We start from the raw sequence: 23,381 nt of genomic DNA, 5'->3' as shown, positions 1-23,381 counted from the left end.
GGAAAATGGAGGTCACCTATGCCTGAAGTGGTACAAATCGGACCGCTGCAATTGCAGGGGCAGTTAGTTGCGTTGTTGTTGGCTTGTGTGCTAGGGTTTTGGCTGATGCGACGTGTAGTGCGGCAATGGAATCGGGTAGAGTTGGAAGTGCCTGATACGGATCGGGCAGTCGCAAAAGGGTTGGATGATCTGATTTTGAATAGTGTCTTGATCGTGTTTTTTACATGGCGCTTGGGTAGTCTGTTGACGCAGCCATCCCTGCTATGGGAGAGCCCAATGAAGCTGCTTATGACAGCAGGCTCTAAAATGGAGATCGTAGTAGGCATAGTATTAGCGTATATCTACCTAACATATCAGGTGCGTAAACATGGCATTGTTTGGCGAGTTTTACTGGATATGCTCGCGATCGGTGCGGCGTCAGCCATGTTCCTTTATGCGGCTTTGATGCCTTCTTTCGGACTTCCAACTCTGTTGCCCTGGGGGATTGGTGTGGAAGGTACGGTGTCGAGATTTCATCCCCATCATGCGTACCTGGCGATCTTATTAGTGCCGTTACTGGTGTGGCAGCAACTGTGGACAGCTCGTTCGACAACGGTTCTAGGAACAGGCAAGCTGCTGAAGATCACCTTGTTCTATGGTGGTGCAGCGGGGATGATCGCGAGCTATTTCGCATTGGCGGAGCCAACCGCGGTGTATCTCACCCCTGTGCAGTTGTTGAATTTACTCATGCTGATTATTGGAATGAATCTCCCTATTTTGTCACATACTACGGGCAGAAGGGAGCTGATGGATATGAGTCAGAATGATTCCAAAACGCAAATCCAGCAAGAACAGCAAAACCAAGAACGCGATAAAAAACCTGCAAGTAAAGAGGGCTATGATAAAAAATTGGACGGCCCCAACCGCCCATCCACATGAGTCAAGATCAGAAGAAACCAGCCGCCACTTCGAAGGACCAGAGTGAGCTAGATCCTTTTGAGATTGATTTTCTGCCGCAGTTTGAGCAAGGGCGAGGCCCCCGTGCGCCATTCGTGAACGAGTATGGCGTGACCATCGGCGATCATGATTATGAATCCGACAACTCCCCTCTGGAGCAATGGACATCGGATACGAACCCCGAAGTCATGGCAGGCGACCAGTGGGTGCATCCCTTCAAGGATGTTGGATTCCAAAGCGCAGAGAATCGAGAGCTGTTTGAAGAGGGCATCAAGCCGCAAAGTGGGATTTTTACCCATCCGGATAAGAATGTGGCCTCTGTGACGGCCCAAGCTACGACCAGTAAAAAGAATGATGAAGCGGAAGCCTAACAGCTTTCGCTTTATTTCTATGTCACGAAGCTGGGACATTGGACTTTGCTTTCACCGCTAACGGATGTATAATATAAGTTGTAGTCATTACGTTTTAAGAGTAACTATTAAATCCTAAGGGGTGGCACATATGGCAATGTCTTTTGATTCATACATGAAAGATATGGTTAAACCGATGAGAGAAGATTTGACTCGTCTGGGTATTACGGAGCTTCTTACTCCTGAGCAAGTTGAAGAAGCAATTGAGAAATCCAAKGATGGCACGATGCTGCTTGTCGTGAACTCCGTTTGTGGCTGTGCAGCTGGTCAATGTCGTCCAGGTGTTGCAAAAGCTCTTCAAAACGAAACTGTACCAACGTACACGTACACCGTGTTCGCGGGTCAAGAGAAGGATGCTACGGCCAAAGCGCGTGAATTCTTGGCGCCATACCCGCCATCATCGCCATCCATCGCATTATTCAAGAATGGTGAGCTAGCTCACTTCATTCAACGTCACCAAATCGAAGATCGTTCCGCAGATATGATCGCTGGCGATTTGATTGGTGCTTTTGAACAATATTGCAAATAATATTGTAGGCGTATAGGCCCTACCTGCCAATGAGCAGGTGGGGTTTTTTTATTTGTCATTCCGGATCCCTCCGTGTATCCGCTTTTAAACTAGCTATCTCTGAACTGCCTTACTGTTTCTGGAGGAATAACTGTAAAAAGTACAGCTAATTTTTGCATTTTCATCTGCAAATGGAATCTAAATGGAAAACATACAGGTAATTTCGTTCAAATTGATTTTTTCAACTAAAATGATTGAAATTAGCTGTAGAGAATCCATTTATTCGCTGAAAATGCGCGATTGGCGTGAAATTAGATGTAGGAAATCCAGTTAATCTCCTGTTCTTTCGATTACACTTTGAAATTTAAGAGCCGAAAGTCTATACTAGACTTCAAAGAAGGCATCATTCCAAAATTTAGATAAAAGGTGGAGAGTTGCATGAGTTTACAAGCTGAAATTATCGCAAAGCTCGGTGTTAAACCTGAAATTGATATTGATGAAGAGATTCGCAAACGCGTGGATTTCCTAAAAAATTACGTGCTCGGCGCACACGCGAACGGCCTGCTGATCGCGATCAGCGGCGGTATCGACAGCGCGGTAGCAGCAGGACTGTGTAAGCAAGCAACGGACGAGCTTACAGCAGAAAAAGGCAAAGAATACAAAACCGTCGGCGTGTTCCAGCCTTATGGCCAACAAGTCGATATCGAAGATAGCTACGCGGTGGCGAAAGCCTTCGATTTGAAATACCAAATCGAAAATAACATCGAAGAGTCCGTCGACGAGATTGCCATCGAAGTCGAATACGGACTCAAGCATATCGGCGTTCACCAGCATGTGAGCCGCGGCGGCAAAGGCAACATCAAGGCGCGGACGCGCATGGTGATGCAGTATGCCTTGGCTTTTGAGCTGGGCTTGATCGTCGTGGGCACGGATCATGCCTCCGAAGCGGTCACCGGCTTCTATACGAAGTACGGCGACGGTGCGGTCGACATTACACCGCTGAGCACGCTGAACAAGCGCCAAGTGCGCTCGCTCGCTGCGAAGATCGGCGTACCGCAAAGCGTGCTAGACAAAGCTCCTACAGCGGGCCTTTGGGACGGCCAAACCGACGAGGACGAGCTAGGCATCACCTACGGTGATAACAGCGACTATCTCGAAGGCAAGCAAATTGATCCAGCGATTCAAGAAAAGCTGGAGAAGCAATATGTGAAAACCGAACACAAGCGTGTTCCGATTCCAGGCATTTAGATGTTAGGGTACAAAGACTATCCATGTTGAAAATGGATAGTCTTTTTTACATATAAAAATATGTATGTTTAGGGTTGGGGGGAAGCGAAGCTTTCCCCTTATTTCATGTATAATCACGCTTCACTTTATCAGATTTCGGCTTTCCATAAAATACAGTTACTCTAGTGTTTGGTCCACGGCTGCCTGCATCCCTGCAAGAGAGACGAGCGCCAACGAGGCTGCCGTATACAAAAAGGGGCGTACTTCTCAAGTACAGTCCCTTTTCTTGTATTTATCCATAAACGCTCCGTCCTTGAAGGACGGAGCGTTTTTCTCATTCTCGAACTACGCAGCTTGACAACGGTGGATTACAACTGTAATATTCAAGTTGTATTACAGTTGTAATCCAACTGAAAGGAGGAAACGATATGAAGACAGTCCCTCATATTACAGATGCCGAATGGGAAGTTATGAAGGTACTCTGGAACGAATCACCACGCACAGCCAATGAAGTTATTGATGCTATGCAGGAGCGGACAGAGTGGAAGCCCAAGACGATTCGAACCCTATTGAACAGACTAGCACAGAAGCAGGCGATCTCGTTTACGCAAGAGAACAGGGTGTATGCTTATTTCCCTTTGGTCTCTGAGGGCGAATGTGTGAAGTCGGAGACGCAATCTTTTCTGAAAAGAATGTACGGCGGGGCTTTTAAGCCGATGCTTGTTAATTTTTTGAAAGAGGAGCAGTTATCGGAGGAAGATATCAAAGAGTTAAGAGATATGCTAGACGGTAAAAACAAATGACAAGGAACCAGAGATTGGGCAGTGCTCCAGCAAGGTTCCACTTCTAGGAAAGAAGGGAGGGGTGAAGGTGAACCCAATGAGTGAACTTCTTACAGGATTTTTTGATTGGATCCTATCGGTATCGATCATGGCAACCATTACAGTTGTGTTCATCATGCTGATTCAGCGCATCCTGCAAAAACGGATAAAACCTAGATGGCACTATCTCATGTGGTTGTTGGTGCTCGTAAGACTGCTCCTGCCTTGGCACTTGGAGAGCAATTTAAGCATTTATAATTGGTTATCCTACCCTGATACTATTCACGAAATCTATCCAGCAGATGAGATAGGGACACATGAGGAATTGGCAATAGGTGATTCGTTACACAATATTTTGTATAAGTATGCGATGTATGTATGGGTGCTTGGAATCGTGCTATTTGCGATATATACCTTCGTGATCAACCGTAAATTTGCGCTGAAAATAACGAAAGAAACGAGACCGATCACAGACATCGGCATATTACAGTTATTCGCTCAGAGCCGACAGCTCATGTCGATACATAAACCTGTCACATTAGTGGTATCTGACAAATTGTCGATGCCGACGTTATTTGGCTTCAGAAATCCTTGTTTAGTCATACCGCAGTYGGTTATTAACAGTTTAAACCAGGAGCAATTACGGCATGTTTTTCTACATGAACTGGCACATTGCAAACGAAATGATATTGGCGTTAATTGGCTGATGCAATTTCTGTTGATTATTCATTGGTTCAACCCTGTCCTTTGGTATGCGCATCAACGGATGCGTGAAGACCAGGAGATTGCAAGCGATGCTTTAGCCCTTTCTTATATAGAGCCAGCACGAAGAGATGAATACGGATATACACTCATTCAATTGTTGGAAAGCTATGTGCGTCCCGTAAGCGTGCCAGGCAATGTTTATTTATCCGGAAACAAGTCACAGTTAAAGAGGAGAATTATGATGATTAAACAGTTTCAATTTAATTCCTACCGGTGGTCGTTCCTTGGTTTGGCTGCCATTCTCATCATTAGTGGTTGCTCGTTGACGAATGCGAGTGCAGATAAGAAATCAGCAACGGAATCGAATCCGCCGATTGTTGATCAGAAGACAACAGATACAACTGCGCTAACAACCGGGACGGATAAGAATACCTCAGTTGATACCGCAGGTGAAACCAAGACTACCGACGTAGTGACACCAACTACTCCAAATATTCCAACTGCTCCGAAAGTGGAGTCAAGTCCAGCACCTGCACCAGCCCAGGTAACGGAAGGGTCAAGATCAGGACCAGCACCAGTAGCTGCACCAGCTCAAGAGGTAAGAAAGCCCGAATCAGCAACTGCACCAGTAGCTGTACCAGAAGTAAGAAAGCCAGGAGCAGTGCCATCAGCAGCCCCAACAGTGAGGGAGCCCGAATCAGCACCAGCGGCATCTCAAGAAGTGATGAAGCCAAGAGCAGCCCCAACAGCAGTCCCAGCAGTGAGGGAGTTACCGTCAGCGCCGTCAGTTGTACCAGCAAGTAAGTAAACCTAATCGAAGAAGACCTGAGGCCAAAGATGCCTTGGGTCTTTTTTATTATCAAATAAATGTAAAAAATACAGCTAATAGTGCCGTATTATCTAAGATTTAGCGAATAAATGTAAAAAATACAGCTAATATCAGGGAGATTGGGCGTTTGGTGGACTTTGGTTGAAATTAACTGTAGGAAATCCATCTAATGCTCCCAAATGGGGATAATCAGCAAAATTAGCTACATGAAATCCATTAATTTGTTTAGTGCGGCGTAGAATAGGCTGGATAGTTGAGGCGGTTTTTGGAGTTGAGGGAGGTTAAGAAGTAGAAGGAGGAGTAGAAGGAAGATTAGGAGTAGCCTACCACCACTTATCCAAAAAATAGTAACCATAGCTGAAATTTGAAGCCTTACATCGAAGGAATAGAAGACCTATAATGAGTAATATGAAAGTGCTTACATGAAGAAGACACAGGAGGTGCAGCCAGAAATGAAGACGGAGACGGACATCGCCACTCCGAATCACAAGTCAGTCCCATTCCGCAAATCTGCCTCAAGGCTGCTCCGCATCGCATATGCACAGCGATATTTGCAGGTCATGGCGCTGCTGGGCGTCGCGTGGATGATCATTTTTCACTATGTCCCCATGTACGGGATCATCATTGCCTTCAAGGATTTCAATATTGTGAAACCTATATCAGCAGCACCCTGGGCGGGGCTTGAGCACTTCAAGGCTTTTCTGGATGATGATAATTTGGCCAGTGTCATTAAAAATACCGTCGGGATGAGTGTACTCAAGCTCGTCATTGGCTTTCCGCTTCCCATTGTGTTCGCGTTGTTCCTGAATGAACTTCGTTCCATACGATTCAAGAAGCTGGTTCAAACCATATCCTATTTACCGCACTTCTTATCTTGGGTTATTCTCGGGGGCATCCTAGCCACATGGTTAGCAGACGTTGGACTTATAAATAAGCTCCTCCTGGCACTCCATATCATCCAAGAGCCCATCAGCTATTTGGCAGAGCCTTCGTATTTTTGGGGTATTATCGTCACCTCCGATATCTGGAAGGAGCTTGGCTGGTCGGCGATTATCTACCTTGCTGCAATGTCCGGCGTATCCCCTGAGATGTATGAGGCGGCAACGATCGATGGGGCAGGACGCTTTCAGAAAATGTTCTATGTAACCCTTCCCTCGATTAAAGGAACAATCACGATTCTGTTTATTCTGTCTGTGAGCGGTATTCTCAACTCCAACTTCGATCAAATTCTCGTTCTCAAAAACCAACTAAACGCAAGCGCCAGCAACGTGATTGATGTATATGTGTATGAGGTAGGTCTGCGTCAAAGCCGCTTTTCCTATGCAACAGCAGTCGGTTTAATCAAGTCGCTCATCTCGCTCATTTTGCTGCTTTCGGCGAATTTCATTACCAAACGTCTTAATAATACATCCTTATTTTAAAAACATAACGCTTCTACGCAAGGAGGTGAGCCAACGATGCTTTCCCTGAATCGCAGAACCCACAAAGAGGCTGCATTCGATTATTTCAATTTTATCTTTATGCTAGTCATTTGCTTTGTAACCATCTACCCGATCTGGTATGTGCTCGTCAATTCCTTCAATGAAGGGAATGACGCCATGCGAGGGGGCATCTATTGGTGGCCACGGGTGTTCAGCATCGACAGCTATAAAGCTGTTTTTGCGAATAATGGCATCATGCTGGCGATGGGAGTAACCGTAGCGAAGACACTGATAGGCACCGTGGTTCACGTGCTTTTTACAGCGATGGTCGCGTACGCATTTTCTCGCAAAGAGTTAATCGGCCGCAACGTCTATATGCTGATCGGTACGATAACCMTATTTTTCAGCGGAGGCTTAATTCCGTATTACTTGCTAATCCGAGATTTAGGGATGCTCGATAGCTTTCTGGTGTATATCATTCCGGCGATGTTCAGCTTTTTCGATCTTATTATCTTCTTATCCTTCTTCCGAGAAATTCCGGATGCGCTAGAGGAAGCCGCCAAAATTGATGGCGCGAACGATTTCAAAATCTTTTATCAAATTATCCTGCCGGTCTCTATGCCTGTAGTCGCTACGATTGCCCTCTTTCATGGGGTCTACCAATGGAACGATTACTTTACTGGGATGATCTACATAAATAAAAGCGATCTTCAACCGATTCAGACGTATCTCTATCGGGTTGTCGCGCAGTCCAGCTCCAATCAAATGATGGCTGCAACGACGGGAAGTGTGGCGAAGACGGTATCGTCTCAGTCGATTAAGCTCGCAACGATGGTTGTGACCACATTKCCCATTGTGCTGGTCTATCCATTCTTACAGAAGTATTTTGTAAAAGGTTTTATGATCGGCTCTATTAAGGGTTAGTCATGTTAATCTTCATGTGACACTGGTGGCCAGCTCTGTTAATCGAACAGAGATTACACATAATGAATCCGAAAAGGGGAAACGCCAATGAGGAAACCACGCAAAACGCTAACGACCTTGCTTGCTTTATTTACAGCTTTTTCAATAACTGCCTGTACCACAAATAAAGAGACCAACACCAGTTCCGCGAGTCCTGAGGCTACCAAGGCAGCAGAAACCGCCGCACCACAATCAGCTGCGCCTGTAGCGAATGCGAATGATCCAGGTTGGAAATCCGATACGAAGCCGATTACGTTCGATTGGTACCTTAACTTCTCTTGGTTCCCTAATAAATGGGGCGTTGATGCTACTTCGCAGTACATAACCAAGAAAACCGGTGTGAATATCAACTTTATCGTCCCTGCGGGCAATGAGAACGAGAAGTTGAATACGATGATTGCCTCCGGGAAGCTGCCTGATTTTATCACATTGGGTTGGTACGAAGATGCAGTGAAGAAAATGATCGAAGGCAATATGGTCCTTCCGCTGAATGAGCTTGCCAAACAGTATGATCCGTATTTCATTAAGGTAGCTGATCCGGCCAAGACATCGTGGTACACACAGAAGGACGGCAATTTCTACGGTTATCCGAACGCTTCCTCCTCCTCCGAGGACTACAAGAAATACGGGCAAAACTTCGTGTCCAATCAAACGTTTCTAGTTCGTAAAGATATGTACGAGGCGATCGGTAAGCCGGATATGAGAACACAAGAAGGGTTCTTGAACGCGCTTAAGGCGGCAAAAGAGAAGTTCCCTGACGTGAACGGTCAGCCGCTAATTCCGCTAGGTTTGCATGAGTTCGGAGACTTAGGCAATAGTTCACTGCTTGATGCTGGTCAAAATGGTTCCATGCTGCAGAATTTCTTAGCAATTCCGTATGAAAAAGATAATAAGCTCTACGATCGTTCCACAGATCCAGAGTTTGTAAGCTGGCTCAAAACGTTCCGTAAAGCCAATGAAATGGGCTTGTTGGCCAAAGATATTTTTATCGATAAGCGTCCTCAAATGGAAGAAAAGATTGCGCAAGGCCGTTATTTTGCCATGTTGTATCAACGTTCTGACTTAGCGAATCAAAATATCTCCCTGTTCCAAAAAGATCCGAACAAAGTGTACATTGCCGTAGACGGCCCAGCGAATGCTGCCAAAAGCGCACCAACCCTAGCAGGACCCGGTATCTCCGGTTGGACAGTTACTTTAATTTCCAAAGACGTGAAAGATAAAGCAAGAGCAATTAAATTCCTGAGCTACCTCATTAGTGAGGAAGGCAATAAGGATCTGTATCTGGGTGAAAAAGGCGTCAGCTATGACACCATCAATGGTAAAGATCAATTTAAGCCAGAAGTGCTAGATCTTTTGAATAAAGACCGGGCTGCTTTTGATAAAAAATACGGCTCGTCCTACACCTTCTGGATGTTGATGGATACGAACATGAACTTGCAGTGGGCGCCGCCTAGCGTGGAACCAATTAAACAACCTGAAGAGTGGACCAAAGGCAAGTCGAAGAGCTTCTCGCAGTACGATAACATTGTGCCAACAGGGACATCCGAAGAGGGGATCGCCAACACGAAAATCGCCCAGGCGTGGGGCAAAACGCTTCCGAAACTGCTACTAGCTAAGACGGATGCTGAATTCGATCAGTTATTTGATAAATACCAAAAGGATCGGAAAGCAGCTGGATTGGATAAAGTGCAGGCCTACCAACAGAAAGAATTTGAATCGAACACGAAGAAAATTGCCGCATCCGCGAAGTAATTCGATATGATAACCTGAGAGCCCGAATCTATCGGGTTTTCGGGTTTTTCGCTGCAAATAGTTCCCGCATGGTGCAAGATTTATATTAAAATAAGAGAACTACCGAATAGAAAGACGGGATATGAGACCATGGGATTCATGCGGGGCAAAGGGAGAATGCGGGTTACGCAGATAACGAACCGGATTTCGATTCAAACGAAACTAATCGGTGCCTATATCATCATCATTTTGATTCCCATTATATTGATTTCTTGGTATTTATTTAATGAATTTTACCAAAATACGATTCAAGACACCGTGAACAATAATCAATACGCGTTAGAGAGCGAGAAAGCGAATATCCTGAACAATATTGAAGCGATGGGGCGTGCTGCTCAGTTTTCGATTACGGACAGAGAGGTTATTCAATATTTACATAATGCGCATGAACTTGAAGTCTCAGAGCTTGTAGATTTTAATATGAATACGTTTTCAAATTTGCAGCGCCTTCTGTTTAATAACCCGAATATCGCGAATGTTCGCTTGTTTACGGATAATCCGAATACGGAGGAGATTTGGCCCATTTTTCTAAAAGAGAGCCGAATTGCAGATCGATCCTGGTATAAGGATGTGCTCGAACGGAAGGGCGAGGCTCGCTGGGAGATTTTGCAGAATGAGAAGGATATTATGAATCGGTACAACACGGATAATGAAGCTAGCTGGACGTATGTATCCTTGTTGAAGGAAATTTACTATCCGAAGGACTCGCGCGTTGCCATTCTTGAGGTCGATATGCTAATGGAAAAGTTTTTCCAGAAGTTGTTCAGTCCCATTCAAGATGGCCAGTCGCACATGCTCGTTATTGATCGGTATGGTGGGATGTTTACGGGGGAAGGCAATGCTTTCTTCAAAGGCATGAACATTGAGCAGCTGCGTCAAGCGTGGAATGCCAACTCTCATCTGGAGGGGTCTAATTTCACGGTAACTATCGGGGATACGCCGTACCTGATCTTGGCGACGGCTATCGATAATCTGGATGCTCATTTGCTGAATGTCGTGTCTTTAAAAGAACCCGTTACGCAAATCCATCATACCCGCAATATATTTATCGCTGTTGCTGTTGTGTTAATTGCCTTATTGTCGGCGATCACTTATTTTCTACAAGGGCTAATCTTGAATAAATTGCATATCCTGCGAGATTCGATGAAAAAGGTGCGCAGAGGCGATCTCAATGTGCAAATTGATATGGATGCTGGCGGGGAAGTGGGCGAGMTTGCCCATCATTTCCGGCAAATGATGAAGAAAATGAATGAGCTCATCGTGGAGGCTGTGAACAAGCAAGCGGCGACGAAAGAGGCGGAGCTGAATTCACTAAAGAATCAGATCGACGCGCATTTCCTCTACAATACGTTGGAAAATTTAAAAATGATGGCCGAAGTCGAAGCACAGTATACGATTTCTAATGCGTTGACGTCACTTGGCGCCATGATGCGCTACAGTCTGAAGTGGTCCAACGATCAGGTCCAGTTGCGGAATGAAATCCAGCATATTCAGAACTATATTGCGATCATGAACATTCGCTATGATGATAAATTAGAGCTGAAATTGGATATCCCTAGCAGCTATCTCGATCAAGAAGTGTTGAAGATGTCGCTTCAGCCCCTTGTGGAGAATGCGGTAAAGCACGGCATGAATATCGATCGGGCTAGACGTGAGGGAGTCACGATCTGGATTCGTGCGAGCCAGTGTGAGGATGGCATGCTCATCGAGGTTGGGGATAATGGCGCAGGCATGTCAGCGCATCAGCTGGAGGAGCTTCACGAGAAGATGCATATGGAGGACGCTTATTTTCATAACAAATATGGGAATAGACCTGAGCGTGAGCAGGAAGGCAACGGCATCGGTATGCGCAATGTGACGCAGCGAATCAAAATGTACTATGGCAATGAGTATGGGATTTGGGTAGAGAGTGCGGAGGGGACGTATACCAAAGTATTCATGAAGCTGCCTTATTTGATATTATCTGGAGGAATGTCTACGGATGAGAAACATACTTATCGTTGACGATGAGAAAAATATCCGACTCGGCTTGAAAGCCATGATTGCCCGTGAATTTCCGGAAACGTATACGTTTGAGTTTGCTGGGGACGGCGAAGAAGCGCTGCAACTGTTGCAGCGCACCACTATAGATATTGTCATTACGGATATTCGTATGCCTGTGATGGATGGGATTACGCTAATTAATCGTATTCAGGAGATGGCTCTGAAGCCTGCGGTTATCATTCTAAGCGGACACGATGATTTCCCCTATGCGAAGGAAGCGATCCGCTGTGAGGTGAAGGAATATCTCTTGAAGCCTATTATTCGGGATGAGCTGTCCAGTACGCTAGTACGTTTGGAGAATGATCTGAAGCTGAAAGAGCAGATATCCGAGCAATTGAGCAGTTCCTTACAGCAGAAGGAAGCTTTCAAGGAGAGTCAGTTGAGTTATTTGCTCAGGCATTCTCATATGGACGGGGAAACCATGCGGAGCAAGCTGGGGCAGATCGACATGGCTTGGGTGGAGGCAGGATTTCAAATCGGCGTGCTTCACTACCGGGGAACGATAACGGGGATGAAGCCTTCCGAATTTTTAGCTCGTATCCAAGATGAGCTGGCCCATGTTCCTGAGCAAAGCCGTCATCGGCACGCGATCATCCAAGATAAAGAAAACCAGGTAGTGTTAATCGCAGAGCAGGCTGATTTATTTCCGTATTTGACGGAGCGGATCGCTGGGGCGGGTTACTTCATGTACAGCATGGGGTTAAGTGACTACACGCGTGGAGCGGAGCAGTTGCAGTCTGCGTATATGGAAGCTCAAGAGGCGCTTAAGTATACGTTTTTGCAGTCAGGGCCTGGCAGTGTGAGCTATGAAAGTATTTGTGCTAAAAATAAAGATTTCACTTTGCCTATAGCTACGATTCAAAGAATCGCCAATATGCTCGGGACGGACCGCAATAAGGAAATGTCCGCGCTGCTATTGGAAATACTGGACATGAAAACCGTAGCTCGCTTCGATATCGCGTATGTGGAGGCTGTGAGCAAAGCCATGAACGAGCTTGTGTTTGATAAAGTATTTCATGTGTATGGCGGAGAGTCTGTCGAGATCCTGCGGCTGTTCAAGAAGGTCGGGGATATCTCGAATTTCTATTATTTCTCTGATTATTTTCATAGTGTCGAGGGTCTGTTGGACCGACTCAATGCGTATGTGCGCACGATGAAGACATTTCATATTGATCACAGAGAAATGAAGAAAGCCACACAATACATACAGGAGAACTTTGATAAAGATTTGAATATGGCGATGGTTTCGAATCATGTTTCCTTCAATTATTCCTATTTCAGTCAGGCCTTCAAAGAGTACACCGGAGAAAGCTTCGTTCATTATCTGAAAAAGCTGCGCATTGAGCGTGCACGCGAGCTGCTCGCAACGACAGATCTCAAAGTCTATGAGATCAGCGAGCGGGCTGGCTTCGAGAATGTGAAACATTTCAGCCGCGTGTTCAAAGAGATGGAGGGGGTTAGTCCCCAGGAATATCGGGATCTGCGAGAAGTGATCAGCTAAACGTAAGAGAGGCCGTCTTGAAGTAGATTTATCTACTGCAGGACGACCTTATTACCCCTCACCCCATATTTGGGTTAGTGGGAGTGGTGAAGGGATCGAAGATGCTCTATTTCGCCAAAATCGTTCGAAATTTACTCCCAGAGGAACGTTGATGCTCTATTTTGTTCGATTTTCATCATATTTGCCGATTTTCGGTAAAATAAGGCACTCTTGTTCCCTTCGACGTCCATTAAGGCTCATTTCCTCGTAAATAGTGTCCTCTCGTTCCCTCTCTCATTGTCAGTAGCCATTTGGGCTACGGCATGCGCAAGCCGCGGGAACTCTCGAGCAGCGTGTACCACTCTTCGCGCGTCATGCTGTCCGCGATGCGAACCGCGTCTTCGCAAGCGACGATACGCTTGGCGGAGGAGGTGCCGATGACCGGCTGAATGCGGGCCGGATGCTTCATGAGCCAGCCGAGCACGATGGCTTCGGGCGTTGTTTCTTTCTCAGCGGCAAGCTTCTGAACAAGCGCGGCCGTTTTCTTGACCGTGTCAGGCGCATCAGAGATATCGCTGCCGGAGAACTTCCCTTTGGCGAGCGGGCCCCATGCCTGAATTTGCACGTCGTTCATTTGGCAATATTCAAGGATGCCATCGGCGAAATTAACGCTGGATCCTACCTTCTGATTCACCAGAATGCCTTGCTCGATCCAATCCAAGCGTGCCAAACTTAGCTCCAACTGGTTTACGACAAGTGGTTCAGGCAGTGAGTTTTGGATGAAGCGCATTTGTGCTGACGTCATGTTGGACACGCCGAAATGGCGAACCTTACCCGCAGAGCGCAGTGTATTGAAAGCTTCCGCGATTTCTTCAGGCTCCATGAGCGGATCTGGACGGTGCAGCAGCAAGATATCGATGTGCTCAACGCCTAGCCGACCAAGAATACCATCGACGGAGCTTAGGATGTGATTTTTGCTAAAATCAAAACGCTGTGGGTTCTGATCATCTTGGAAACGAATCCCGCATTTCGATTGCAAAATGATTTGGTCGCGCAAATCCCGTCTATTTTTGAGAACCTGCCCGAAAACGGTCTCGGAATTCCCTCTTTTATAAATGTCAGCATGATCGAACATCGTAATTCCGATGGATAATGCGGCTTCTACAGCTTTTTCAGCGGTGATGTAATCTTCCTTCGTTAACGGATTGCCGGCCCAATCTCCGCCTAGTCCCATACATCCGAATACGATTCGGCTATTCGAAATCCCGCGTCTTTCCAGTGGCATGATTTTCACTATGATGGCCTCCCAGCTATAATTTCTATGCCTAGTATAACTCCTGATGCCGAACAGCATAAGAGCTGAAAATAGTGTTACTTACTTACCTCGACGTAAGCTATGGAGCTTGTGGTGTCGATTCACTTGACCTTCGTGGAGGAATCGGTTAAATTGTACGCAAAGCGTATCGATAGTAGAAAAGAGGCCAGTTGAGCGATGATCATTGGGGTCGGAACGGATTTAGTTGAAATTGAGCGGATAAGCAAAATGCTAGAGGGCTCTTCAGGCGATCGGTTTCTGGAGCGAGTTTTGACACCGGCAGAGCGGGAGTTGGCACAGCAGCGCCGTGGACGGCTCGCGGAGTTTGTGTCTGGGCGATTCGCTGCGAAGGAAGCGATCGTGAAAGCCATCGGCTGCGGCATTGGCAAACAGATTGGTTTTCAGGATGTAGAAGTGCTGCCGGACCTACTTGGCAAACCAGTCTGCACCGTGAAAGAAGAAGCCATGCTGCGTGCAGGGCTTCAAGGCAGTCACCGCATCCATATCAGCATTACGCATACAGGTTCTATGGCTGCAGCTTATGCGATTGTTGAGAAATTGTAATAACGACTTCCACATATGGAGTAATTTGCAGCCAAATGCCAAATAGCTGGATTTTCTACATCTAAATCCATGGAATTTCGGCTAATAAAGCAAATAGATGGATTTTCTGCCGTTAATTTCAGCCAACTTAGCTAAAGTAGCCAAATTCGGCGAAAATAGATGCAGAAAATCCACCTAAACGTAGGAAAGCATGAATTTCTCTCAAATTAGCTGGAGGTTTTCCAGTTAGTTTGGGTTGGTGTTATAGCTAGCTCCCTATCTCGCCCAAACCCGCAGCATATACCCGCTCACAAGCAGGCTGATGCCGCCCATTCCCTCAAGAATGACACCGGAATACCCCAAATACCACACGCTCATTACAGCGGCTAGCGCGAATAGCCACACGCCCAAATAAATCAGGGGTCTGCCAAGCAGCAGCCCAACCTGCACGAATCCAATTGCGAGTAGGAATGAGCGTAGGATAGGAGCGAAAAACGGGTTCACCGCACCGATCGCCTCCATAAAAGCAACGGCAGCAACAAGCAGAGCTCCTGGCAGCACTAGAAAGACCGGATGCCCCCAGCTCTTCACAGCATCATTCGTTGTAGGCGTATCCCCTGTGTTGAACAGTTTCCGCATTCCCCAAATCTGGATCAAGCTGGCCACCACGGCCGTAACGAAAGCCGCTTGCTTCAGCCAGTCAAGGTCGCGCCAGTATAGGGCGAAATCAACCGCAGCACTAAACACCCATTCCGCGCCCCATATGAACAGCAGGGTGATTAAGCCCTGTGCATCACGCAGCCAATCTTTTCTTTTATTTTCTAAATGTTGTTGCCTCGTTTGTGTCATATCAGCTTGCTTCGACGTTTGCATACATTCACCTCTAGTTTTATGTTCCGTACTTCTCGTATAATGGTACCATATCTATTCATCCATTATAACTTGAACATGCCCCATAGAGAAGGAGAGCACATGTACAGCGAAGAACAAAAGATGTATTTTTCCAAGAACCTCTTGGATTGGTACCAGACACATAAACGTGATTTACCTTGGCGTAGAAGCAAAAACCCTTATTATATATGGATTTCCGAAGTGATGCTGCAGCAAACGCGCGTGGATACGGTTATACCGTATTTCCATCGATTTGTGGATCAATTTCCAACTGTTGAGGCGTTAGCGACGGCTCCGGAAGAAAATGTACTGAAAGCGTGGGAAGGACTCGGCTACTACTCGCGAGCTAGAAACCTTCAATCAGCAGTCAGAGAAGTGCACGAACGTTACGAAGGCATTGTCCCGCAAAATAAAGCCGACATCTCCGCCCTCAAAGGCGTCGGTCCTTATACTTCAGGGGCGATTCTGAGCATCGCCTATAACAAGCCGGAGCCGGCTGTCGATGGCAATGTGATGCGCGTGCTTTCGCGCTATTTTCTCATCGAAGAAGATATTATGAAGCCGTCTACGCGGACGATTATGGAGAAGCTCGCGCGCGAGCTCATACTGGAAGGGACCGCCAGCGACTTCAACCAAGCCCTGATGGAGCTGGGGGCCATGGTATGTACGCCGAGGTCACCACACTGCTTGACGTGCCCTGTCATGGCACACTGTTCAGCGCGTGAAGCGGGCATGGAAGAAGCCCTGCCCATCAAAAAGAAAGCCAAACCGCCCCGTCCAGAGCTGCGGGCAGTGGCTTTCATCGAAGGCACGGGTGAGAACGCAGGCAAATGGTTGATCAGACAACGCCCGCAAGAGGGCTTGCTAGCCCGCATGTGGGAGCTCCCGCATGTGGAATGGCCTTCGTCCGGATGGCAATCCGATGAGGCTAATATGTCCGAGCTTCGCAAGGCACTTGCCGAGCAAGAGCAAATCGGTATTCAGCCCGATGAGTGGTTCATGGATACGGAACATATTTTTAGCCATATTGTGTGGAAAATGAAGGTATACCGCGCTAAGCTTGGTGACGCGAATCGTCCAAGTACGGGGGAGGAATGGATCCCATTCCATTACCGTTGGGTAGGGCTGGAAGATCTCCAGAATTATGCGTTCCCCAATGTGTTTGTCCGAATCATCAAAGAATGGCAGGACCGCAACGAAGACTAGCCTCATGCAGCAGACTGCAATCTTAACGAATTTCGGCCTGAATCCCTTCGATATTTATTAAAGTGATGAGTTTCTTATCAATGAGAATCAGCTCATCATCAAGCAATTCCTGCAAGACCTTGGTGACGGATTCCCGCACCGTACCAACTAAGTTGGCAAGCTGCTGATGAGTCAGCTTTACATCAATAAGTAGACCGTCTGGCGTAGCGATACCGTGCTGCTCAGACAGTCGAAGGATCGTCTTAATAATACGTGAACGCACGCCAAGGAACGTCAAATCATAGATTTGATCATTGGCATGTCGTAATCGTTGCATTGTCGTTTCCAGGAGCTTTAGGCATAGCCTAGGGCTCTTTTCCATGAACGAAGTGAAAGCGGTTCGACTAAGCACATACATGGTGCTGGCTGCCATGGTCTCTGCTGTTGCTGAGCGGGTCATGCCATTACTGAGCAGTGACATTTCTCCGAAGAAATCTCCGTCCCGGAATAAAGCTAGTGTGACTTCTTTCGACTCGTCTAAACGATATATTTTCACAACACCTGAATGGATTAAGTACATTTCCTCGCCAACTTCGCCTTCTTTAAAAAGGATGGTTCCCTTCTTTACTTTCTTATCTGTAAAAAGTGGTGCAATCCCGACTAGATCTTCTTCCTTAAGCTCTTGAAAGAGGGGGATGTTCTGAAGCAATGGAACAATGGATTTCAAGGAATTGCCACCTCGTTTCCTCATTATGGTAGTTCCTTCATCGTACAACGAGGCTCCATACACGTAAAGGAAAATTGCTAATTGTCACTGGATGGCATGAGACTCCTCTTCCTGGAATATCAATGGGAAGAAGAAAGGAGTTGATGCTTAATGGAATGGTATGTCAAGGTGTTATCGAATTATGTGGGATTCTCAGGCAGGGCAAGACGGAAGGAATATTGGATGTTCGTATTGTTCAATATTATTATTTCGATCGTGTTAGGTATTGTGGAGGCTATTATCGGGTTGGATCAAGTCCTGTCAGGCCTATATTCGCTATTTATCCTTTTACCTTCTCTAGCTGTAGCCTTTCGTAGATTGCATGACACGGGTAAAAGTGGATGGTGGATATTGCTCGGCATCATTCCCTTGATTGGTTTCATTATTCTGCTCGTGTTTTTCTGCCAAGATAGTGACGTCAATGATAATCAATATGGTCCCAATCCGAAGGGATAACGGAATCTTAGTGGAACTTTAATCATGTTCGAAAAAAAGCGACCCCTCAGGGTCGCTTTTCTAATTACTTCGCTGCGTCGTAACGTTTGCCAACTTCGTTCCAGTTAACAACGTTCCAGAAAGCTGCGATGTAGTCAGGGCGTTTGTTTTGGTAGTTCAGGTAGTAAGCATGCTCCCAAACATCAAGACCAAGAACTGGCGTTTCGCCTTCCATGATCGGGCTGTCTTGGTTCGGCAAGCTGTACACTTTCAATTTACCAGCTTTGTCAACAGCTAGGAAAGCCCAGCCAGAGCCAAAACGTGTAGTTGCTGCAGCAGCGAAATCTGCTTTGAATTTATCAAAGCCGCCAAGCTCGCTGTCAATTGCAGCTGCTAGTGCGCCTGTAGGTGCGCCGCCAGCTTCTGGTCCGATTGTTTCCCAGAATAGGGAGTGGTTAGCGTGTCCGCCACCATTGTTACGAACTGCTGTGCGGATATCTTCAGGAAGGCTGTTAAGATCAGCAATCAAGTCGTTAAGGGATTTGTCATGAAGAGCTGGATGCTTGTCCAAAGCTGCGTTCAAGTTAGTTACATAAGCGTTATGGTGACGATCGTGATGAATCTCCATAGTTTTTGCGTCGATGTGCGGCTCAAGAGCTTCGTTTGCGTACGGAAGAGCTGGTAGTTGATGTGCCATTGAATAAATACCTCCTAAAAATTATGTAGTTTCAATTTCATTATGAAGGAACGCAGCTAATAAAGCAACATTTGTGTTTACTAAGTCGGTAGTCCCTTAGATGCCGCGCCGTTCCATTTCCCGTGTAATCTGATTGTGCATGGCAGTATCTTGCTCATGAAGGTAGGGAGACAAGTCGCTCATGGTCCGGTGGAGCTGAAGCAGCTCGATTTCGGTCCACTCCTCAGGTTTCTTGGTGCTTAGAAATTGGAAATCCGGAATTTCGCGGGGGTATTCATGTGCCGTAAGTTCATGATCTAGTTCGTTTTTGTTATCTGACATAGGTGTCACCCCTTTCTCATTGGAATATCCTCCTATAAGATGATGTATTTTCACGCATCTCATACATGCTTTATAAAGTTTCACCCATATTCTTTATTTTCGTTTTCACATGAATGTTCACTTCGGCTTCCGAGAACGCGTGCCCCCACTCATCCTGTACGTGCTCCCAAGCCTTGAATTGATAGGCGCGCGCATACAAGCCTAAACCGATGGGATCAATTTCATGCTCTTGCATTTTTTTTACAAGGGCCCTCATCTTCGTTTCCAGCTGCTGATTGATCTCGGCTTCAAGCTTAGGCGCGTCATTTCTTACATCAAAGGTGAAAGGTTTTTCAGTCAATTGAATCGGCATGGATAATTGGATGTCAAAAACGAACTTATTCTGCGCGAAGGTGACTTTCATCTCCCTTTTGACACGCAACGCATAAAAGCTGAGTGTGCCTGATTCAAAGATGGATTCTCCCTTCTCTTCAGGAAGCTTGACGGATATGGATAGAGAGCCATTTTTCTCCTTTTGCAGCATTTGAAGAAGTTGGTTCTCTGTATTGTTGATGGTGTAGGCATATTTCCCTTTTTTACTCAAAAACAGCGTGCCCGCTGCCACAACTTCTGTATCCTTGCGAAGGTCGGTTAAGTAGGGGGTAATTCCTTTCTCATACATTTGCCGATGGAGGTCAAAGAGTGTTGAGACTTGTACCAAGTTGCGCATATGAGCGGTGTCCAGGAGCTTGGCAATATGCATGGACATTCTCCGTTTATCTGCTGGCGCAAAGTTAATAATCTCCTCGACGGAACCCTCAATGGCGATCACTCTGGCTGTTTCAGATATTTTGGGGTCACGGAAGAAGACGTCCAGTAGCTTAAACCAGTCGTCTTGGGCCAAAATACGTTTGCTGATGAGCACATTTTGGATTTTACCTGCGCTGATAAGTGCCGAAGCGCGTGTGTCAAATTCGTTTCGGCTAGCCCTGATGTTAATCGCTGTTACTTTTGTGACTTCATTTTTCTCTTTGGCTTCCTTGTTAAATACGGGACTTGATGAATAAACGATGAGATTATTATTTTTATCCAAATCCAAACCGACCATAAGAACAAGCGTTATATTTTCTAAGGGCATTTGATCTTTACAACTAGATATCAGGATAAAGAAAGCGAAAAACGGAAATAAAATAAGGCTTGTACGCATCGGCTTCATGGGGAAGCCCTCCTTAAGATTCGACGCATGCCTGCTAGAATGGCCCATAAGAGCGGCGGCATAACGAAAGCGATCCCGATTCCGATATTTTGCACAATATCTTTTAAGCGCACACTCGCATCCCAACCAGGTTTCCAAATCCATGCGACAGCTACCATTACGGTAAGTATGAGGAGGATGTGCAGTCGGGGCTGTCCTTTGAGTCCAAGCTGCTGCGTACAAATAACTGCAGCATATAGCACAGGAAGGAATGTTCTTATGATAATCAGCAAGTAGGTGGAAAGGATTAAAATATCAAAGCGTTCCAGAAAACGAAACTCAATGATTTTAAATAAAGAGATGAGCGTATTATGGTATTGTGTGATCTCGTCTGGACTGAAATTGACGTAAGCAAGTAACGTAAACAGCATGTAAATAAGGAAAGATACAGAATTTGCAATAATGATGCCGAGGGAAGCAGAGCTTTTTTTTTCTAAGTAAGGGTATAGAAAGAAGGCAATTTCAAACCCGATAAAAGCCAGGATGTTAGTTCTTACGGTTTGTAAGATCGGTATCCAGCCATGTTTCAGTATGGGTAGCAGATGAATCCATTGCGCATGTTTGAATAGATAGAGGGAAGTTAATATTAAGCTGCTGGAAAGGAACACGAGTATTTCGGAATAACGGCCAATAATGCGAAATCCCCCTCTGGTAATCATATAAGCCGGAAGGAGGAAAAGCAGCATGATTACGGAAATATTGGTTTGCTGCATAATCCAATTCTGAACTAACAGGGCCATACGGTTATAAATTAAGAAGATATAGAGGAGGAAATAGCCCACAAACATAACCATTCCGACCTTTCCAACCCATTTTCCAAAATAGTGACTCAATATGTCAATGATCGTACCATTGGGGTGACACTTCATGATCTGAATGATAATCAGGCTGCTGACTATAGAAACAAGCCATCCGATGACTAGAACAATCCATCCGTCTGTCCCGCAGCCTTTCGCAAGATCGCCAGGCAGAGGGATAAGGCTAACACCTAGTTGAACACTGTGAATAATCAAAATATATTGGAACAGCGTAATTTGATTGCCTTTCCCTGGATTCATGAAGAGTCATTTCCTTTCTGCTTCATTCTGCTATATCGACGTTTTTGAAGAGAGCGCACACTTTTGGGGCGGTGAACCATTTTTTTGAGTGGCAAGCGGATAAACACATCTTTCCAGTCTGCCATTCGCAGCGGTGCAATAGGCGTGCTATACGGTTCTCCAAGTGATTTTAAGCTAATGAGGTGAGCTAGTATAACCATTGCGCCTGCCATAATCCCAATGATTCCGTATAGGGATGCAATCGTCATCATTGGGAAGCGAATCAAACGAACGGAAGCTGCCATATCATAATTAGGGAGAATGAAGGAGGCAACCGCCGTGGACGCAACGACGACGACCATGAGATTGCTTACGATGCCAGCTTGAACCGCTGCTTGTCCAATGACAATACCTCCTACAATCCCGACAGTTTGGCCAACTGGCGCAGGAAGACGGACGCCCGCCTCTCTTAACATTTCGAGCATAATCTCCATAATGAGTGCTTCAATGAAAGGCGGGAAGGGGACCGCCGATCGAAACTCGCCAATGGATAAAATCAAGTCCAAGGGGATCAGTTCATGATTATATGAGACACAGGCAATATAAAATGCCGGAAGAAACGCTGCGATAATACAAGCGAAGAAGCGAAGCAGTCGAAAGAAGGTAGCAACGGGCCAACGTGTGCTGTAATCATCGATACCTTGGAAGAAAGCTGCTAATCCTACGGGTGCAATCAAGACACTCGATGATCGATCAACGACGACAACATAGCGTCCTTGCAACAGCTGGGATGCTGCAGTATCCGGTCTTTCGGTTGTAATCATTTGTGGAAACAGGGAGAAGGGGTTATCTTCGATTAACTCCGCAAGCTCGCCCGTATTTAAGATGCAGTCGATCTGCAGGCTGGAGATGCGACGCTCTAATTCAAGACGTATGTCAGGGAGCGCAATATCTTCCAAATACAAGATAGATACTTTGCTTTTGGTCCTGTTTCCGACATAAAGTTCTTTAATCTTGAGCTCCCGGCTKGAGATGTATCGACGAATTAAGGCAATATTTTGACTACCCGTTTCAATAAAGCCTTGATGTGCGCCTTTCAGCGAAGCTTCAATTTGAGAATCCTCAATGGCTCGCTGCGGCCAGCCTTGTGTTTCTAAGGAATAAACATGGGCTTGCCCATCAATGAAAAGAACGCTATAGCCGTACAATATTGCCGTTTCAACCGCTGACCACGCAATGAGGCTGCTGAGATCGCCAATAGCGACGGGCAACTCGTCCTTCTCATCATTCGTTGTGCGAAACATGAGCTCATGTAAGACATTATTGTTAATGGAATTTTTATCTACGAGACCATCTAGATAGACCAGTGCTGCGGAGGCTCCGGTTTGTTTATAAGTGAACGTGCGCACGATTAAATCGGGTGTGTCACTGAAAATCGTGGCGAGTTGATTTAGATTTTCGGAAAGGCTCGTGGAAATTTCAACGATTTCTGACTGTGGCGGTTCCTGTAGATCGTTGGTGCTTTCTTCGAGCATTCGATTTGCGGCTTTAAATAAGCGGCGGATCAATTCCATGTTCATCCATCCCATAAATTCTCAAATTCACAGTTCTGTCTTCATTGTTCCTTGGCACGTCTCCTTTTATGCGTCTTCAAGGCTAGATCATAACGAATACATAGAGGTAAAAAGAACTAGAATAATCAGCTAAAACAGAATTTTTATAATTGAAAACGCTTGCATTTAAGCGCTTTCAAGAGATATATCGAAAAAAACAAAGTTTTTTGTGAATTTCACCACATTTTCAGCAGGATTTCGTGTTTTTTT

General features: G+C 45.9%; 22 protein-coding genes. 14 read left to right on the top strand and 8 right to left on the bottom strand.

Features of this window, described 5'->3' with window-relative positions:
- The first annotated feature begins 18 nt into the window (after window positions 1–18).
- From AC1DLM_RS03165 to AC1DLM_RS03115, 11 genes are all read left to right on the top strand, one after another.
- Window positions 19–918 carry a hypothetical protein gene (locus AC1DLM_RS03165; RefSeq protein WP_477569097.1) on the top strand — a complete coding sequence of 300 codons (900 nt, stop codon included), beginning with the start codon at window positions 19–21 and terminating at the stop codon, window positions 916–918.
- On the top strand, window positions 915–1,307 hold the full coding sequence (locus tag AC1DLM_RS03160; RefSeq protein WP_477569096.1) for a DUF3905 domain-containing protein: 393 nt from the start codon (window positions 915–917) through the stop codon (window positions 1,305–1,307). The genes AC1DLM_RS03165 and AC1DLM_RS03160 overlap by 4 nt, the downstream gene beginning before the upstream one ends.
- 130 nt (window positions 1,308–1,437) lie before the next feature.
- Window positions 1,438–1,875 (top strand): BrxA/BrxB family bacilliredoxin, encoded by a 438-nt coding sequence (locus AC1DLM_RS03155; RefSeq protein WP_477569095.1) that lies wholly within the window; start codon window positions 1,438–1,440, stop codon window positions 1,873–1,875.
- A gap of 417 nt (window positions 1,876–2,292) precedes the next feature.
- Window positions 2,293–3,102 (top strand): ammonia-dependent NAD(+) synthetase, encoded by an 810-nt coding sequence (nadE, locus tag AC1DLM_RS03150; protein ID WP_056617478.1) that lies wholly within the window; start codon window positions 2,293–2,295, stop codon window positions 3,100–3,102.
- A 407-nt stretch (window positions 3,103–3,509) separates the two neighbouring features.
- Window positions 3,510–3,884, top strand: a complete 375-nt coding sequence (gene blaI / locus AC1DLM_RS03145) for a penicillinase repressor BlaI (protein ID WP_441990788.1) — start codon at window positions 3,510–3,512, stop codon at window positions 3,882–3,884.
- Window positions 3,885–3,960: 76 nt separating this feature from the next.
- Window positions 3,961–5,415 (top strand): M56 family metallopeptidase, encoded by a 1,455-nt coding sequence (locus tag AC1DLM_RS03140; RefSeq protein ID WP_477569209.1) that lies wholly within the window; start codon window positions 3,961–3,963, stop codon window positions 5,413–5,415.
- Between the two features lie 473 nt (window positions 5,416–5,888).
- The gene (locus tag AC1DLM_RS03135; protein WP_441990787.1) at window positions 5,889–6,857 is read left to right on the top strand and encodes an ABC transporter permease; all 969 of its coding nucleotides are present in this window, start codon (window positions 5,889–5,891) and stop codon (window positions 6,855–6,857) included.
- A gap of 36 nt (window positions 6,858–6,893) precedes the next feature.
- Entirely contained in the window at window positions 6,894–7,781 is an 888-nt protein-coding gene (locus tag AC1DLM_RS03130; RefSeq protein ID WP_477569094.1) for a carbohydrate ABC transporter permease, read from the top strand.
- Window positions 7,782–7,868: 87 nt separating this feature from the next.
- Window positions 7,869–9,572, top strand: a complete 1,704-nt coding sequence (locus AC1DLM_RS03125; protein WP_477569093.1) for a type 2 periplasmic-binding domain-containing protein — start codon at window positions 7,869–7,871, stop codon at window positions 9,570–9,572.
- 129 nt (window positions 9,573–9,701) lie between these two features.
- The gene (locus AC1DLM_RS03120; protein ID WP_477569092.1) at window positions 9,702–11,615 is read left to right on the top strand and encodes a sensor histidine kinase; all 1,914 of its coding nucleotides are present in this window, start codon (window positions 9,702–9,704) and stop codon (window positions 11,613–11,615) included.
- Window positions 11,593–13,155, top strand: coding sequence for a response regulator (locus tag AC1DLM_RS03115; protein ID WP_477569091.1), 1,563 nt, complete (start codon window positions 11,593–11,595; stop codon window positions 13,153–13,155). Before AC1DLM_RS03120 ends, AC1DLM_RS03115 begins: the two co-directional genes overlap by 23 nt.
- A gap of 295 nt (window positions 13,156–13,450) precedes the next feature.
- Here the strand turns inward: AC1DLM_RS03115 and AC1DLM_RS03110 are convergent, their stop codons facing one another.
- Window positions 13,451–14,428 (bottom strand): aldo/keto reductase, encoded by a 978-nt coding sequence (locus AC1DLM_RS03110; protein ID WP_477569090.1) that lies wholly within the window; start codon window positions 14,426–14,428, stop codon window positions 13,451–13,453.
- A 198-nt stretch (window positions 14,429–14,626) separates the two neighbouring features.
- Between AC1DLM_RS03110 and acpS the strand changes: the two genes are divergently transcribed.
- The gene (gene acpS, locus AC1DLM_RS03105) at window positions 14,627–15,013 is read left to right on the top strand and encodes a holo-ACP synthase (RefSeq protein WP_441990781.1); all 387 of its coding nucleotides are present in this window, start codon (window positions 14,627–14,629) and stop codon (window positions 15,011–15,013) included.
- Between the two features lie 255 nt (window positions 15,014–15,268).
- Here acpS and AC1DLM_RS03100 read toward each other — a convergent pair whose 3' ends face one another.
- Window positions 15,269–15,865 carry a hypothetical protein gene (locus AC1DLM_RS03100; protein WP_477569089.1) on the bottom strand — a complete coding sequence of 199 codons (597 nt, stop codon included), beginning with the start codon at window positions 15,863–15,865 and terminating at the stop codon, window positions 15,269–15,271.
- A gap of 99 nt (window positions 15,866–15,964) precedes the next feature.
- On the opposite strand from AC1DLM_RS03100, the gene mutY reads away from it, so the two are divergent.
- Window positions 15,965–17,089 carry an A/G-specific adenine glycosylase gene (gene mutY, locus AC1DLM_RS03095; RefSeq protein WP_477569088.1) on the top strand — a complete coding sequence of 375 codons (1,125 nt, stop codon included), beginning with the start codon at window positions 15,965–15,967 and terminating at the stop codon, window positions 17,087–17,089.
- A gap of 22 nt (window positions 17,090–17,111) precedes the next feature.
- Here mutY and AC1DLM_RS03090 read toward each other — a convergent pair whose 3' ends face one another.
- Window positions 17,112–17,795, bottom strand: a complete 684-nt coding sequence (locus AC1DLM_RS03090; protein WP_441990778.1) for a Crp/Fnr family transcriptional regulator — start codon at window positions 17,793–17,795, stop codon at window positions 17,112–17,114.
- A gap of 150 nt (window positions 17,796–17,945) precedes the next feature.
- Between AC1DLM_RS03090 and AC1DLM_RS03085 the strand changes: the two genes are divergently transcribed.
- Window positions 17,946–18,290: a DUF805 domain-containing protein gene (locus AC1DLM_RS03085; RefSeq protein WP_441990777.1), complete on the top strand. Its 345-nt coding sequence runs from the start codon at window positions 17,946–17,948 to the stop codon at window positions 18,288–18,290.
- A 64-nt stretch (window positions 18,291–18,354) separates the two neighbouring features.
- Here AC1DLM_RS03085 and AC1DLM_RS03080 read toward each other — a convergent pair whose 3' ends face one another.
- The 5 genes from AC1DLM_RS03080 to AC1DLM_RS03060 form a co-directional block, all read right to left on the bottom strand.
- Window positions 18,355–18,966 carry a superoxide dismutase gene (locus tag AC1DLM_RS03080; protein WP_028555379.1) on the bottom strand — a complete coding sequence of 204 codons (612 nt, stop codon included), beginning with the start codon at window positions 18,964–18,966 and terminating at the stop codon, window positions 18,355–18,357.
- Between the two features lie 96 nt (window positions 18,967–19,062).
- Window positions 19,063–19,287, bottom strand: coding sequence for a hypothetical protein (locus AC1DLM_RS03075; RefSeq protein WP_171629432.1), 225 nt, complete (start codon window positions 19,285–19,287; stop codon window positions 19,063–19,065).
- Window positions 19,288–19,357: 70 nt separating this feature from the next.
- A complete protein-coding gene (locus AC1DLM_RS03070) occupies window positions 19,358–20,482 on the bottom strand; it encodes a Ger(x)C family spore germination protein (RefSeq protein ID WP_477569087.1) in 1,125 nt (374 codons plus the stop codon).
- Window positions 20,479–21,579, bottom strand: a complete 1,101-nt coding sequence (locus tag AC1DLM_RS03065; RefSeq protein WP_477569086.1) for a GerAB/ArcD/ProY family transporter — start codon at window positions 21,577–21,579, stop codon at window positions 20,479–20,481. Before AC1DLM_RS03065 ends, AC1DLM_RS03070 begins: the two co-directional genes overlap by 4 nt.
- Complete coding sequence (locus AC1DLM_RS03060; RefSeq protein WP_477569085.1) at window positions 21,576–23,132, bottom strand: spore germination protein; 1,557 nt, start codon at window positions 23,130–23,132, stop codon at window positions 21,576–21,578. Before AC1DLM_RS03060 ends, AC1DLM_RS03065 begins: the two co-directional genes overlap by 4 nt.
- Window positions 23,133–23,381 lie beyond the last annotated feature (249 nt).

The organism is Paenibacillus sp. 01T442, from assembly GCF_056398345.1.
The sequence above is the reverse complement of the archived record's forward strand: the minus strand, read 5'-3'. Positions and strand labels throughout refer to the sequence as shown.

What these genes read in the sequence shown, in the direction of transcription:
- AC1DLM_RS03165 (WP_477569097.1), top strand. Translation starts at nt 19, where the DNA reads ATGCCTGAAGTGGTACAAATCGGACCGCTGCAATTGCAGGGGCAGTTA.
- AC1DLM_RS03160 (WP_477569096.1), top strand. Translation starts at nt 915, where the DNA reads ATGAGTCAAGATCAGAAGAAACCAGCCGCCACTTCGAAGGACCAGAGT.
- nadE (WP_056617478.1), top strand. Translation starts at nt 2,293, where the DNA reads ATGAGTTTACAAGCTGAAATTATCGCAAAGCTCGGTGTTAAACCTGAA.
- blaI (WP_441990788.1), top strand. Translation starts at nt 3,510, where the DNA reads ATGAAGACAGTCCCTCATATTACAGATGCCGAATGGGAAGTTATGAAG.
- AC1DLM_RS03135 (WP_441990787.1), top strand. Translation starts at nt 5,889, where the DNA reads ATGAAGACGGAGACGGACATCGCCACTCCGAATCACAAGTCAGTCCCA.
- AC1DLM_RS03125 (WP_477569093.1), top strand. Translation starts at nt 7,869, where the DNA reads ATGAGGAAACCACGCAAAACGCTAACGACCTTGCTTGCTTTATTTACA.
- AC1DLM_RS03115 (WP_477569091.1), top strand. Translation starts at nt 11,593, where the DNA reads ATGAGAAACATACTTATCGTTGACGATGAGAAAAATATCCGACTCGGC.
- acpS (WP_441990781.1), top strand. Translation starts at nt 14,627, where the DNA reads ATGATCATTGGGGTCGGAACGGATTTAGTTGAAATTGAGCGGATAAGC.
- AC1DLM_RS03100 (WP_477569089.1), bottom strand. Translation starts at nt 15,865, where the DNA reads ATGCAAACGTCGAAGCAAGCTGATATGACACAAACGAGGCAACAACAT.
- mutY (WP_477569088.1), top strand. Translation starts at nt 15,965, where the DNA reads ATGTACAGCGAAGAACAAAAGATGTATTTTTCCAAGAACCTCTTGGAT.
- AC1DLM_RS03085 (WP_441990777.1), top strand. Translation starts at nt 17,946, where the DNA reads ATGGAATGGTATGTCAAGGTGTTATCGAATTATGTGGGATTCTCAGGC.
- AC1DLM_RS03080 (WP_028555379.1), bottom strand. Translation starts at nt 18,966, where the DNA reads ATGGCACATCAACTACCAGCTCTTCCGTACGCAAACGAAGCTCTTGAG.
- AC1DLM_RS03075 (WP_171629432.1), bottom strand. Translation starts at nt 19,287, where the DNA reads ATGTCAGATAACAAAAACGAACTAGATCATGAACTTACGGCACATGAA.
- AC1DLM_RS03070 (WP_477569087.1), bottom strand. Translation starts at nt 20,482, where the DNA reads ATGAAGCCGATGCGTACAAGCCTTATTTTATTTCCGTTTTTCGCTTTC.
- AC1DLM_RS03065 (WP_477569086.1), bottom strand. Translation starts at nt 21,579, where the DNA reads ATGAATCCAGGGAAAGGCAATCAAATTACGCTGTTCCAATATATTTTG.